At 68.4% G+C, this 12,212-nt stretch carries 11 protein-coding genes and 1 pseudogene; 7 read left to right on the top strand and 5 right to left on the bottom strand.

The window, feature by feature from the left end:
* Positions 1 to 97: 97 nt before the first annotated feature.
* The gene (locus tag DCN14_RS33845) at positions 98 to 316 is read left to right on the top strand and encodes a DUF6566 family protein (RefSeq protein ID WP_096507073.1); all 219 of its coding nucleotides are present in this window, start codon (positions 98 to 100) and stop codon (positions 314 to 316) included.
* 11 nt (positions 317 to 327) lie between these two features.
* Here DCN14_RS33845 and DCN14_RS33840 read toward each other — a convergent pair whose 3' ends face one another.
* Entirely contained in the window at positions 328 to 522 is a 195-nt protein-coding gene (locus DCN14_RS33840; RefSeq protein WP_096507074.1) for an enoyl-ACP reductase, read from the bottom strand.
* A 239-nt stretch (positions 523 to 761) separates the two neighbouring features.
* Positions 762 to 2,297: an FAD-dependent oxidoreductase gene (locus DCN14_RS33835; RefSeq protein ID WP_096507075.1), complete on the bottom strand. Its 1,536-nt coding sequence runs from the start codon at positions 2,295 to 2,297 to the stop codon at positions 762 to 764.
* 195 nt (positions 2,298 to 2,492) lie between these two features.
* On the opposite strand from DCN14_RS33835, the pseudogene DCN14_RS33830 reads away from it, so the two are divergent.
* Positions 2,493 to 2,714, top strand: a pseudogene (locus DCN14_RS33830) (NAD-dependent formate dehydrogenase); the annotation flags it as partial.
* A 13-nt stretch (positions 2,715 to 2,727) separates the two neighbouring features.
* Here DCN14_RS33830 and DCN14_RS33825 read toward each other — a convergent pair.
* The 3 genes from DCN14_RS33825 to DCN14_RS33815 form a co-directional block, all read right to left on the bottom strand.
* On the bottom strand, positions 2,728 to 4,152 hold the full coding sequence (locus DCN14_RS33825; protein WP_115531488.1) for a PLP-dependent aminotransferase family protein: 1,425 nt from the start codon (positions 4,150 to 4,152) through the stop codon (positions 2,728 to 2,730).
* Between the two features lie 741 nt (positions 4,153 to 4,893).
* A complete protein-coding gene (locus tag DCN14_RS33820) occupies positions 4,894 to 5,349 on the bottom strand; it encodes a DUF1269 domain-containing protein (protein WP_096509049.1) in 456 nt (151 codons plus the stop codon).
* A 92-nt stretch (positions 5,350 to 5,441) separates the two neighbouring features.
* Positions 5,442 to 5,927: a phosphate-starvation-inducible PsiE family protein gene (locus tag DCN14_RS33815; protein ID WP_096509048.1), complete on the bottom strand. Its 486-nt coding sequence runs from the start codon at positions 5,925 to 5,927 to the stop codon at positions 5,442 to 5,444.
* Between DCN14_RS33815 and DCN14_RS38190 the strand changes: the two genes are divergently transcribed.
* The 5 genes from DCN14_RS38190 to DCN14_RS33795 all read left to right on the top strand — a co-directional run bounded on the left by DCN14_RS38190 (position 5,926) and on the right by DCN14_RS33795 (position 12,137).
* Positions 5,926 to 6,141 (top strand): hypothetical protein, encoded by a 216-nt coding sequence (locus DCN14_RS38190; RefSeq protein ID WP_162826274.1) that lies wholly within the window; start codon positions 5,926 to 5,928, stop codon positions 6,139 to 6,141. The genes DCN14_RS33815 and DCN14_RS38190 overlap by 2 nt on opposite strands.
* 277 nt (positions 6,142 to 6,418) lie before the next feature.
* The gene (locus DCN14_RS33810) at positions 6,419 to 7,504 is read left to right on the top strand and encodes a Dyp-type peroxidase (protein ID WP_096509047.1); all 1,086 of its coding nucleotides are present in this window, start codon (positions 6,419 to 6,421) and stop codon (positions 7,502 to 7,504) included.
* Complete coding sequence (locus DCN14_RS33805) at positions 7,497 to 8,312, top strand: family 1 encapsulin nanocompartment shell protein (protein ID WP_096509046.1); 816 nt, start codon at positions 7,497 to 7,499, stop codon at positions 8,310 to 8,312. Before DCN14_RS33810 ends, DCN14_RS33805 begins: the two co-directional genes overlap by 8 nt.
* Before the next feature lie 100 nt (positions 8,313 to 8,412).
* Positions 8,413 to 8,682 carry a hypothetical protein gene (locus DCN14_RS33800; RefSeq protein WP_096509050.1) on the top strand — a complete coding sequence of 90 codons (270 nt, stop codon included), beginning with the start codon at positions 8,413 to 8,415 and terminating at the stop codon, positions 8,680 to 8,682.
* 602 nt (positions 8,683 to 9,284) lie between these two features.
* The gene (locus tag DCN14_RS33795; RefSeq protein WP_096508840.1) at positions 9,285 to 12,137 is read left to right on the top strand and encodes an AAA family ATPase; all 2,853 of its coding nucleotides are present in this window, start codon (positions 9,285 to 9,287) and stop codon (positions 12,135 to 12,137) included.
* Positions 12,138 to 12,212: the final 75 nt, after the last annotated feature.

Genomic DNA, 12,212 nt, shown 5'->3' with positions numbered 1-12,212 from the left:
ACGCACCGCTGCCGGCGGCCCGCGCGGCGGCACGATCGAGATCGCGCGACACGCGGCCGCCGCATCCTCGTTCACTCACGACAGAGGGCCCTGACCGATGCAAGCAAGCGATACCTACCTGGATCACGAGATCCGCGTCGACGCGACGCGCAATGCGAACGGCGCGTGGGTCGCACAGGTGCGGATCTTCCGCGACGGCGCGCCGGTCGACCTGCCCGCGCCCGAGCTCGTCACGCCCGAATGGCTCACGTGCGACGAGGCGCTGCGCGGGGGAATCGATCAGGGGCGCGTGATGATCCGCACGCAGGACCGCTAGCCGCGCGCCGCTCATCGGCCGGCGCCGGGCCACGTCGGTGCGCGCACCGACTGGCCGGCCTCGAACGCGCCGCGCATCAGCCGCGACACGTCGTCCAGCGTCAGCTCGACCGAAGTCGACGCCGCCGTGCCGGCGTCGATCACGCGGTGGCCGATGATGCGCTCGGCAATCGCGTTGAGCACGGTCTCGACGAGATACTTTTCCATTCGGCTTCCTGTCCGGTTCCGGGCCGCTTCGCGCGTCGCGGTGGCAGTTGCGTACGCAACCAGATGGGCACGCGAACGCGGGTTGCGCGCTGCCATGCACATCGCGGAGCGTGCGGCATGAGGATGGGCCGGTCAAGGTACAGTCGGCAACAGGCGCTGCATCGCGTGCCGTGCGGGGTACAGCACCCGCTTCGGCCCACGCAGCCGGTCGGCCGCGCATCGCCGTGCAATACCCGCCCTCATTCGTGCGCCGCGCCCTGCTGCTCGAGCGCCTCTTCCGCGCGCAGGCTGTCGAGATCGCGACCGATCGTCGCGACCGCGAGCCGCGCGTTGCCGCGCCAGTACGTCACCGAACCGTCATGTGCGCGCAGGTCGCCGTCGATCTCGACGCGGTCCCATTGCTCCGCGTGTCCCACATAGCGGACCGTCAAATCGTAGTGCTGGGTCCAGAAGAACGGCACCGCGTCGAACGGCCGCTGCTGTCCGAGCATGTTGCGCGCGGCGACGATGCCCTGCCGCTCCGCGACGACCCAGTGCTCGACGCGAATGCGTTCGCCCGTCAGCGGATCGGGCCAGCGCGCGATGTCGCCGGCCGCATAGACGCCCGGCGCGCTCGTCTGCAGGAAGCGGTCGACGGTCACGCCGCGATCGACGGCGAGGCCCGCGTCCTGCGCGAGCGCGATGTTCGGATGCACGCCGATGCCGACCACCACGACGTCGGCCGGCAGCACGTCGCCGTTCGACAGCGCCACGTGGTTCGGTACGATCTGCGCGAGCGTCGCGCCGAGATGGAACACCACGCCGTGCGATTCGTGCAGTGCGCGGATCGTGTCGCCGAGCGCTTCGCCGAGCACGCGCGCCATCGGATGCGCATCGGGCGCGACGACGTGCACGTCGAGTCCGCGCGTGCGCAACGCGGCCGCCGCTTCGAGGCCGATGAAGCTCGCGCCGACCACGACGCAGCGTTTCGCCGTTCCGAGCTTGCCGATCAGTGCATCGCAATCGGCGCGCGAGCGCAGCACGCACACGTGCGGCAGATCGGCGCCCGGCACGGTCAGCCGGTTCGGCTCCGCGCCCGTGGCGAGCAGCAGCGCGCCGTACGCGAGCCGGCTGCCGTCGGCCAGCTCGACCGCGCGCCGTGCCGGGTCGATGCGCGCGACGCGCGTGCCGCAGCGCACGTCGATGCGCTGGTCGGTATAGAACGATGCGCCGCGCAGCGGCAGCCAGTCGGCCTCGGCCGTGCCGGCCAGGTAATCTTTCGACAGGTTCGGCCGGTCGTACGGCGGTTCGCTGTCGGCGCTCAACAGCGTGATCGCGTGCGGATAGCCTTCCTGGCGCAGCGTCACGGCCGCCGCGATCGCGGCCGCGCCGCCGCCGACGATCACCACCGAATCGGGCAGCCCGGCCGCGTTCAACGCGGGCGGGGCCGCGGCCGGCCGCGCATCGAGCACGACCGCGCGGCCGTCGCGACGCTCGACGCGCCAGCACGTCAATCCGTCGAGCGCGGGCGCGCGCTGCATGGCGCCGGTACGCAGGCAGAACGCCGCGTGGTGCCACGGACACCGAATCGTGTCGCCGACCAGCAGGCCGTCGGCGAGCGGTGCGCCGTAATGCGGGCATTGCGCACCGACCGCGAACAATTCGTCGGCGCGGCGCACGAGCAGCACGGCTGCGTCGCCGACATGGCCCTCGATCATCGCGCCGTCGGCGATGTCGTCGAACGCGATGCCCTGCGCGAGATCGGGACGTGAAGACGAAGCAGCGCTTGCGGACATGGCCTGGCTCCCTGCGAGTGAGGTAACGATCCCATTATCGGCGTCCTTCCCGAAAAGAACAGGTACAGACGACCTCGCAGCGCACGCAAACGCGGACTGTAGCTTGTACGCGATCCGCGACCGGCGTACAACGTGATCCACATTGCGGCGCAACACACCGGCCGCGCATGCGGAGGGGCCGGCGAGCCGAGCAATCCGCGTGCCGCGTCCGCCGACCATCCGTGGCGCACGATGCCCTACAACGGGATGACGCCGCATATCTCCGGCACGTCGCTGTCGGCCCAGGCGCGCTACGCGGCCGGCACGCTGGAGATCCTGCAGGACTGGTTCGACGGCAAGCCGATCCGCGACGAATACCTGATCGTCGACGGCGGCGCGCTCGCGGGAACGGGCAAGCAGTCGTACCGGCTCACTTGAGCCCAAGGCCGGGCTAACCGAGGCAGGCGGTCGCGAGCTTGCCGACCGTGACGACCGCGCGCTCGATCTCCGGCGACCACGGGCTGCTGTAATTCAGCCGGATGAAGTTCCGGTAGCTGTCCGCGATCGAGAACATGTAGCCCGGCCCGATCGTGATCCCCTGCTCCAGCGCGAGCTGGTATAGCCGCATCGCATCCACCTGCGCCGGCAACTCGACCCACAACACGTAGCCGCCCGCCGGGCTCGAGATGCGCGTGCCCTCGGGGAAGAACCGCGACACCATCGAGCGCATCAGGTTCGCCTGCTGCGCATACGCCTTGCGAATCCGCCGCAGGTGATGCTCGTAGCCGTCCCGTTCGAGAAACTCGGCGATCGCGAGCTGCGGGATCGACGGCGTCGCCAGCGTGTTCAGGAACTTCAGCTTCTCGACCTGCTCCCGATAGCGGCCCGGCAACGCCCAGCCGATCCGGTACGCGGCCGTCAGGCTCTTCGAGAACGACGCGCAATGCAGCACGATCCCGCCGCGGTCGTAGGACTTCAGCGCGCTCGGATGCGTATTGCCGAAATACAGTTCGTTATACACGCCGTTCTCGATGACCGGCAGGTCGGCCTTCGTTGCGAATTCAACCAGTTCGCGCTTGCGCTCGTCGGGCATCTGGAAGCCGAGCGGGTTCTGGAAATTCGGCATCACCATGCACGCGGCGATCGGCTGCGACTTCGCGATCGCCGCCAGCGCCGCGATGTCGATTCCGTATTCCGGGTGCGTCGCCACCTCGATCGCCTTCATCCCCATCCGCTCGATCGCGTGCAGCATCGCGTAGAACGTCGGCGATTCCACCGCGATCGTGTCGCCCGGCTTCGCGACCGCCTGCAGGCACAGGTTGATCGCCTCGGTCGCGCCGACCGTCACGATGATCTCGTTCGGGTCCACCGACATCCCGTTTTCCAGATAGCGGCGCGCGATCTGCCGGATCAGGCGCGGATGGCCGGGCGGCAGCCCGTCCGTCACGCCCCATAACGACTTGTCGCGGCCGGCCGCGTACGCATAGCGGTTCAGCTTCTCGAACGGAAACAGGCTCGGGTCCGGATACGGCGAGCCGAGCGGCACCGCGTCGTCCGTGCCGATCGAGCGCAGCGTCGACAGCACGAGCCGGCTCACATCGACCGACGACGAAATCGCGATCGGCTTCGACGGCCGCAGGTCGCGCACCGGCGCATGGCCGTCGTCGTTGCGCAGGTTCACGAAGTAACCGGATTGCGGACGGCTTTCCAGCAGCCCGCGGCTTTCGAGCAGCAGATACGCATGCAGCACGGTCGTGATGCTGATCCGGTGCTGCTGGCTCGCCTGCCGTACCGACGGCACGCGATCGCCGTGTCGATACACGCGTTGCCGGATGAGTCTCTCTATGTCGTTCGCGAACTTTTCGTAGAGCTTCATCCGCCTCGCCCCGCCAGCGGTGAACCGGCCCGTGACGCATCGGCGAGCATGCCGCGCCGATGCGGGAAGCCGGATAGCCGTGCGCGATCGCGGGCGTTCCGGTTCGAGCGTCGTCCATTACCGAAATTGAAGGCGGATAGCAATGCGAAATCCATCATGACAGGGATCGGCATCCTACTGCGTCAATTCGGCGAATGTAAGTGACAGTTTGGCGGTGAAACGCCAAATCGCCCGGACGTGGTGAACAGATGGAAAGACGGCGGCACGCGGCGTTCTCGTGTGTCGTCCGTTTCTGCAGCGTGCATGCTGCTGTCGAAACGTGGCGCGACGTCGCAACGTCGTGCCCTGTCATCGGGCGGCATCGATCCGTGCGTGTCGCGTCGCGCGCGAATCGATGCGCGGCATTCCCGATCGTCGTGTCGGGCAACGGCGACACGACGCGATGCGCGCGCGGGCATTCGAAGTGTGCGAATGCGCACACTTCGGCGATGTCGTCGACGCGAAGATCGATCGGCCGCGCTCATTCATCGACAACGCGCGTCGGGAATGAACGCCGTGGTTCGATTCGATCGGCTCACGGCTCTACGGTCGATCGCCCGCACCCGGCCCGGCAACGCGAGCGGGATCGCAGGCCGCCGCATCGACGCTCACAGCCGCGATTGCAGGAAGCACGGCGGTAGCGTCACCGCGATGCCGGGCGCAATGCGCGGCACATTCGCGCCCGGCTCGAACGCGCCCCGCCTACCCGAGCGCGTGACGCACGACCTTGCCGCCGAACCCCGTCACGACGTTGTCGACCGAGAACGGCGTGGCCTCCTCCGCCTCGAGAATGACCGCGGCGCTGCCGGGCACGAGCTGCGTCGCGACCGATTCGACGAACCGGCCGTCGAGCAGCGCGTGGCCGGCCGCATCGGCGACGGTGCCGAACCCCGCGCCGGCCGCCATGCCGGTCGCGACACCGAGCGGCCCGGCGAGCATCCCGAGCAGGCCGCCCGCGATCGCGCCGATCAACCCGCCCTTGAACGGCGGCGCTTCGGCGTCGAGCACGGCGAGCTTGCCGGCCGCGTCCTTTTCAACGGCGACGCCGTTATCGATATGAAATCCTTCGTGCTTCTCCGACAGCGCGTCGAAATCGTTCGCCGCGCGACGGGCCGTGTCGGCATTGCCGAACACGGCGACGATCAGTTGCCTGGCCATTCGAACCCTCCTGCATTGGCGATCCGGGCGACCGCCGCCGATCGGCGGTCATCCGCGGACGATTCGTGCCGCATGCGTTGCGCACCCGGCATTCAAGCATTCGACTCCCCGTCCCGCAGTCGGGCCCCGCCCGCCGACCCGCGCGCCTGCGCATCGTCGCCGGCGTCGTCGGCCTCGATCGGGAACCGGTGCTGCCCGAAACTGAGGATCAGCACGCCCACCGCGAGCAGCACGATCCCGAAGGTGGTCATCAGCATCCGCTCGGGGCTGTCGGTTGCGCCGCGCAAGATCAGATCCCGCGCGAGCGACGTCATCGCGATGAACAGCGGAAAACGCACCGGCAAGCGGCCGAGCCGCAGATAGCGCACGTCCATCGCGAGCACTTCGAGATACAGGAACATCAGCAGCAGGTCCGTCAGCGACACCTCGCCGGCGAGTATCACCTTCCACGCCTCCTGCGCCATCGCGAACACCGTCGCGAGCCCGATCACGATCAGCCCGCCCAGCTCGGCGGCGTGAAGGAAATGACCGAAGCGGCGGCGCAGGTGTTCGGCCGGCGGCCAGGAAGCGGTGGACATGTTCGACGTGTCGGGCGATGGAATGACGGGGACCGGAAAACAGCATCGCCGCCGATTTCACCGGCGCGCGCATCGTCGCGAATCGTCACGCATCGCGAGCGAACCCAATCTACCGCGCACGCCACGCGGCCTCAAGAGCACAGCGTCGCGCGCGTCAGGAGCACAGCTGCGCGAAGCCCGCACAAACCGTTCGTTGTTTGACCCATTCGAATGACAGATTGACGATACGTGTTCCAAAGACCCGCCGAAGCTGCTAGATTGCATGCTCGACGACGTTACGCGGTGCGGACAGGTCACGCGCCGGGCGAACGCGCGGCCACCCTGCCTGCCGCCCCTTTTCGCGCCCGGGCGGCAGGCCGCCGCCGCTGCGGCCCGTTGCGCGATGCCCGCGCAACGTCCTTCATCCGCATGTCACACAGAGAACAGTCGCATGACACAGTCCTACCGTTCGCCCTCGCGCGCCGCGGCATCCGCGGGCCGTTCGTCCCGACATGACTGACCGGCAGGCCGCGATGCAAACCCGTCCCCCGCTTTCCCAGGCCGTCCACGACACGATCACGCGCAGCGCGATCTTCCTCGTCGCCACCGTCAACCCCGGCGCCGACCGCGCCGACACGATCCGCGGATGGTGCGGCGACATCGCCGCGCTGGTGCGCTCGGTCGGCAAGCGCGTGCCGGGCGGCAACCTGTCATGCGTCTGCGGCTTCGGCGCCGACGCATGGGATGCGCTGTTCGGCGCCCCGCGCCCGGCGTCGCTGCATTCGTTCCGCGAATTCGGCGCCGGCCAGCGCGTCGCGGTCGCGACACCCGGCGACATTCTGCTGCACATCCGCGCCGACGCGATGGACCTGTGCTTCGAGCTCGCGACGCAACTGCTCGGCGCACTCGGCGACGCGGTCACGGTCGTCGACGAAGTGCACGGCTTCCGCAATTTCGACCAGCGCGCGATGATCGGCTTCGTCGACGGCACCGAGAACCCGGAAGGCCGCGAAGCGGTCGACTTCACGGTGATCGGCGACGAGGATGCCGAATTCGCGGGCGGCAGCTACGTGATCGTGCAGAAGTACCTGCACGACATGGCCGGCTGGAACGCGCTCGCGGTCGAGACGCAGGAGCGCATCATCGGCCGCACCAAGCTGTCCGACATCGAGCTCGCGCCGGACGTGAAGCCGTCGTGCTCGCACAGCTCGCTGACCACGCTCGACGAAAACGGCCAGGAAGTGAAGATCCTGCGCGACAACATGCCGTTCGGGCGGCCCGGTTCCGGCGAATTCGGCACCTATTTCATCGGCTACGCGCGTTCGCCGGCGCCGATCGAACAGATGCTCGAGAACATGTTCGTCGGCCGCCCGCCGGGCAACTACGACCGGCTGCTCGACTACAGCCGCGCGGTTACCGGCTCGCTGTTCTTCGTGCCGTCGGCCGACCTGCTGGAAGCGCTCGCCGATCGCCCGGCGCCGGCCGCTGCCGACGCCGACGCTGCCCCGACCGCCCAGCCTGAACCCTCATCACCCGAGTCGCGCCGTGACGGCTCGCTGAACATCGGATCGCTGAAAGGAGCCAAAGCCTATGAATAACCTGCATCGCGAACTCGCACCGATCTCGTCGTCGGCCTGGGAACAGATCGAGGAAGAAGTGGCACGCACCTTCAAGCGCTCGGTGGCCGGGCGCCGCGTGGTCGACGTCGAAGGCCCGGCGGGCCCCGAGCTGTCGGCCGTCGGCACCGGGCACCTGCTCGACGTGGCCGCCCCGCGCGAGCAGGTCGGCGCGCGGCTGCGCGAAGTCCGCACGATCGTCGAGCTCACGGTGCCGTTCGAACTGAGCCGCGACGCGATCGACAGCGTCGAGCGCGGTGCGCGCGACGCCGACTGGCAGCCGGCGAAAGACGCCGCGCAGCGGCTGGCCTTTGCCGAAGACGGCGCGATCTTCGACGGCTACCAGGCCGCGGGCATCGTCGGCATCCGTGAAGGCACGTCGAACCGCAAGCTCACGCTGCCGGCCGACGTCGGCGCGTACCCGGACGCGATCAGCGACGCGCTCGAAGCGCTGCGGCTCGCCGGCGTCGACGGCCCGTACTCGGTGGTGCTCGGCTCGGACGCGTACACGGCGCTCAGCGAGGCGCGCGACCAGGGCTATCCGGTCCTCGGCCACATCAAACGGATCGTCAGCGGCGAGATCATCTGGGCGCCGGCGATCAGCGGCGGCTGCGTGCTGTCCACCCGCGGCGGCGATTACGAGCTACACCTCGGCGAAGACGTGTCGATCGGCTACACGAGCCATACCGACAAGGTCGTCCGCCTGTACCTGCGCGAAACGTACACGTTCCTGATGCTGACGAGCGAGGCATCGGTGGCCGTGGCGCCGCAGGGCAACGCGGCGGCCTGACGTCCCGCTCGCGCGCGATGCCGGCCGGGCGTCGCGCGCACCGGCCGCCTCGTCGGCCGCACGTTCGTCGCCGACCGAACCATCCCGCATGGAGCGCGAAATGAGCGAATCGAATGACGCATTACAGGCGCTGCAAGCGTCGATCGACAGCCTGAAACAAGCCGTCGACGCCAACGCGAGCCGCCAGGCCGGCGACACCGCCGTGCTGTTCACCGTCGTGTCGCTGATGCTGGCCGAACTGCCGCCCGACACCCGCAACCTGATCGAGGATTCGTTCTCCGTCTGGGCCAATGGTCTGCAGAATGCGGCACTGTCAACCGACGTGAAGCAGATCGCACGACAGCGGCTCGCGATGACGCTCGCGGACTGACATCCCACCACGGTCGCGCCATGTCCGGCCCATACCGTGCAACCCGCCCTCCCCGTCATCGGCGCCGCGCCACGCACCGGTGGCGGTGCGCGCGCGGCGCAACGTAACGCCCCCTCGTACGCTGCCGCACCGCACCGTCGCGCCGATGCGTGCGCACCGCGTTTCCTCCCGCCTCCGCCTTCCCGTTTGCCGACCGCCGGCGCCCTGCGCGCCGATGCCGCACCGCGCTTCGCGCGTGTCGCGCGCCGGCATTTTTCCGCATTGCGCACGCCGCAGCCGCATGCGCGCGCCGCTGTGCTCCTTGCCGCACGCGCACGCACGCATGTGAGGGTGCAATTCGCGGCCGGGCCGGCGCGGAACTGTGTCTTGGAGGCCCCCGGCCGATTCGCTATTTTGAACGCAGTCGCAGTGATGTTGCGGGCTATGCGCGGCACCGGTGCCGCCGGCGTCGGCCATGGCCGTGCGCCGCACTGGCGCGCGCTGCGCGATCGGGCGGGCGCGGCGCGCGCGCCACCGGTCGCGGCGCGGCCGGTACGCCCCGGCGTCGTACCGCATCGGCACTTCCCCTTCGATCCACGTTCATTGACAGGAGCCAGACCACCATGCCCGCACTTTGCGATATCTGTCACGCCCGGCCGGCCGTTGCGCGCGCCACCGTGATGCAGGACGGCGAGCGCAAGACGATCTCGATCTGCGACTACCATTTCCGTCAGTTGATGCGGCATCAGAGCATGCTGAACCCGTTCGATTCGCTGCTGGGCGGCGGCGGGTCGTCGCTGTTCGGCGAGCCCGGCGACGAATCGCCGCTCGCCGCCGAGATTCCGCGCGAATCGGTCGACCCGACCGACGCGTTCAGCGAGCAGACGCTCGAACTGCTGCAGCACGCGGCCGAAAAGGCACACGAGCTGCGCCGCACCGAACTCGACACCGAACACCTGCTGTACGCGCTCGCCGACACCGACGTATGCGCCGCGCTGTTGAAGGAACTGAAGCTGTCGCCGCAGGACATCAAGGCCTACATCGACGCGCACGCGCACACCGGCACCGCGTCCCCCGACGCGTCGCTCGACAGGCTGTCGATCTCGCCGCGCGTGAAAAAGGCCGTGCAGTACGCGTTCCAGGCATCGCGCGATCTCGGCCACTCGTACATCGGCCCCGAGCATCTGCTGATCGGCCTCGCATCGGTGCCGGACAGCATCGCCGGCACGCTGCTGAAGAAATACGGCGTGACGCCGGAGGCGCTGCGCCAGAAGGTCGTGAAGGTGGTCGGCAAGGGCGCGGAAGACGGCCGCGTCGATGCGCCGACCGGCACCCCGAACCTCGACAAGTTCGGCCGCGACCTCACCGCGATCGCGCGCCAGGGCAAGCTCGACCCGGTGCTCGGCCGCGCGCAGGAAATCGAGAGCACGATCGAGGTGCTCGCGCGCCGCAAGAAGAACAATCCGGTGCTGATCGGCGAGCCGGGCGTCGGCAAGACGGCGATCGTCGAGGGGCTGGCGCAGCGGATCGTGAACGGCGACGTGCCCGAGGTGCTGCGCGGCAAGCGGCTCGTCGAAGTCAACATCAACTCGATGGTGGCCGGCGCGAAGTATCGCGGCGAATTCGAGGAGCGCGCGAAGCAGCTGATCGACGAAGTGACTGCGAAGCATGACGAACTGATCCTGTTCATCGACGAGCTGCACACGATTGTCGGCGCGGGTCAGGGCGGCGGCGAAGGCGGCCTCGACATCGCGAACGTGCTGAAGCCCGCGCTCGCGCGCGGCGAGCTGAGCCTGATCGGCGCGACCACGCTCAACGAATACCAGAAGCACATCGAGAAGGACGCCGCGCTCGAACGGCGCTTTCAACCGGTGTTCGTGCCGGAGCCGAGCGTCGAGCAGACCATCGTGATCCTGCGCGGGCTGCGCGACAGCCTCGAGGCCCACCATCAGGTGACGTTCGCCGACGACGCGTTCGTCGCGGCCGCCGAGTTCGCCGATCGCTACATCACGTCGCGCTTCCTGCCCGACAAGGCCATCGACCTGATCGACCAGGCCGCCGCGCGCGTGCGGATCGGCGCGACCTCGCGCCCGGTCGACATCCAGGAAGGCGAAGCGCAGATCGCGCAACTGAAGCGCGAGCAGGACTACGCGACCTCGCGCAAGCGCTTCGACCAGGCGAAGCAGTTCGAGGAGCAGATCAACGAGAAGCAGCAGTCGCTCGACGAGAAGATGGAAGCGTGGCAGCGCAAGACCGGCTCGGAAACGCTCGAAGTGACCGTCGAATCGGTTGCCGAAGTCGTGTCGCGGCTGACCGGCATTCCGGTGTCCGAGCTCACGCAGGAAGAGCGCCAGAAGCTGCTGAAGATGGAGGAGCAGCTGCGCGAGCGCGTGGTGGGTCAGAACGACGCGGTGGTCGCCGTCAGCGACGCGGTGCGGCTGTCGCGCGCGGGGCTCGGCCAGACCCACCGGCCGATCGCGACGTTCCTGTTCCTCGGGCCGACCGGCGTCGGCAAGACGGAGCTCGCGAAGGCGCTGGCCGAGACCGTGTTCGGCGACGAGCAGGCGATCATCCGCATCGACATGTCCGAGTACATGGAGCGGCACGCGGTCGCGCGGCTGATCGGCGCGCCGCCCGGCTACGTCGGCTACGACGAAGGCGGCCAGCTCACCGAGCGCGTGCGGCGCCGTCCGTACAGCGTGATCCTGCTCGACGAGATCGAGAAGGCGCACCCGGACGTCTACAACGTGCTGCTGCAGGTGTTCGACGACGGGCGCCTCACCGACGGCAAGGGCCGCGTGGTCGACTTCAGCAACACGATCATCATCGCGACGAGCAACCTCGGCGCCGCGATCATCATGGACAACCTCACGCAGCCGGAAGCCGCGCGCAAGACCGACAAGGCGATCCGCGAGGAACTGATGCAGGTGCTCAAGGGCCACTTCCGCCCCGAGTTCCTGAACCGGATCGACGAGGTGATCGTGTTCCATGCGCTGTCGAAGGAGAACATCCGTTCGATCGTGCAGATCCAGCTCGACCGCGTGGTGCGCACCGCCGCCGCCCAGGACATCACGCTCGTGATGGGCGACTCGCTCGTCGAACACCTGACCGAAGCCGGCTACCAGCCCGAGTTCGGTGCGCGCGAACTGAAGCGGCAGGTGCGCCAGATCATCGAGACGAAGCTCGCGAAGGAGATCCTCGCGGACAAGCTGAAGTCCGGCGATCGCGTCGAAGTCGATTACGACAAGACCAGCGACGAAGTGAAGTTCGACAAGCTGGCCGCGCCTGAAGCGAAAGATGCGAAGGACGCGAAGAAGGACGCCGACGGCAAGGATAAAGACAAGGCGAAGTCGAACGGCAAGGCGACCAAGGCGTCGGACGATACCCAGGATGACGAAGCAAAATCCGCCGGATCGCCTGCCGCCGCGAAGCCGTCCGGCAAGAAGGCTTCCGGTACGAAGAAGGACGCGCACTGACACCGCGCAAGTGCGGATGCCCAGGCACGCATGACCGGCTCCGTCCACGGGACGGAGCCACCCCACGCCGCGATG

Source organism: Burkholderia sp. IDO3 (assembly GCF_003366075.1).
GTDB classification, from domain to species: domain Bacteria; phylum Pseudomonadota; class Gammaproteobacteria; order Burkholderiales; family Burkholderiaceae; genus Burkholderia; species Burkholderia anthina.
Note: the sequence above shows the minus strand (reverse complement) of the source record. Positions and strands in the feature narration are given on the sequence as shown.

What these genes read in the sequence shown, in the direction of transcription:
- DCN14_RS33800 (WP_096509050.1), top strand. Translation starts at nt 8,413, where the DNA reads ATGAGCGAATCGAATGACGCATTACAGGCGCTGCAAGCGTCGATCGAC.
- DCN14_RS38190 (WP_162826274.1), top strand. Translation starts at nt 5,926, where the DNA reads ATGTTCGACGTGTCGGGCGATGGAATGACGGGGACCGGAAAACAGCAT.
- DCN14_RS33840 (WP_096507074.1), bottom strand. Translation starts at nt 522, where the DNA reads ATGGAAAAGTATCTCGTCGAGACCGTGCTCAACGCGATTGCCGAGCGC.
- DCN14_RS33815 (WP_096509048.1), bottom strand. Translation starts at nt 5,927, where the DNA reads ATGTCCACCGCTTCCTGGCCGCCGGCCGAACACCTGCGCCGCCGCTTC.
- DCN14_RS33820 (WP_096509049.1), bottom strand. Translation starts at nt 5,349, where the DNA reads ATGGCCAGGCAACTGATCGTCGCCGTGTTCGGCAATGCCGACACGGCC.
- DCN14_RS33805 (WP_096509046.1), top strand. Translation starts at nt 7,497, where the DNA reads ATGAATAACCTGCATCGCGAACTCGCACCGATCTCGTCGTCGGCCTGG.
- DCN14_RS33845 (WP_096507073.1), top strand. Translation starts at nt 98, where the DNA reads ATGCAAGCAAGCGATACCTACCTGGATCACGAGATCCGCGTCGACGCG.
- DCN14_RS33825 (WP_115531488.1), bottom strand. Translation starts at nt 4,152, where the DNA reads ATGAAGCTCTACGAAAAGTTCGCGAACGACATAGAGAGACTCATCCGG.
- DCN14_RS33835 (WP_096507075.1), bottom strand. Translation starts at nt 2,297, where the DNA reads ATGTCCGCAAGCGCTGCTTCGTCTTCACGTCCCGATCTCGCGCAGGGC.
- DCN14_RS33795 (WP_096508840.1), top strand. Translation starts at nt 9,285, where the DNA reads ATGCCCGCACTTTGCGATATCTGTCACGCCCGGCCGGCCGTTGCGCGC.
- DCN14_RS33810 (WP_096509047.1), top strand. Translation starts at nt 6,419, where the DNA reads ATGACTGACCGGCAGGCCGCGATGCAAACCCGTCCCCCGCTTTCCCAG.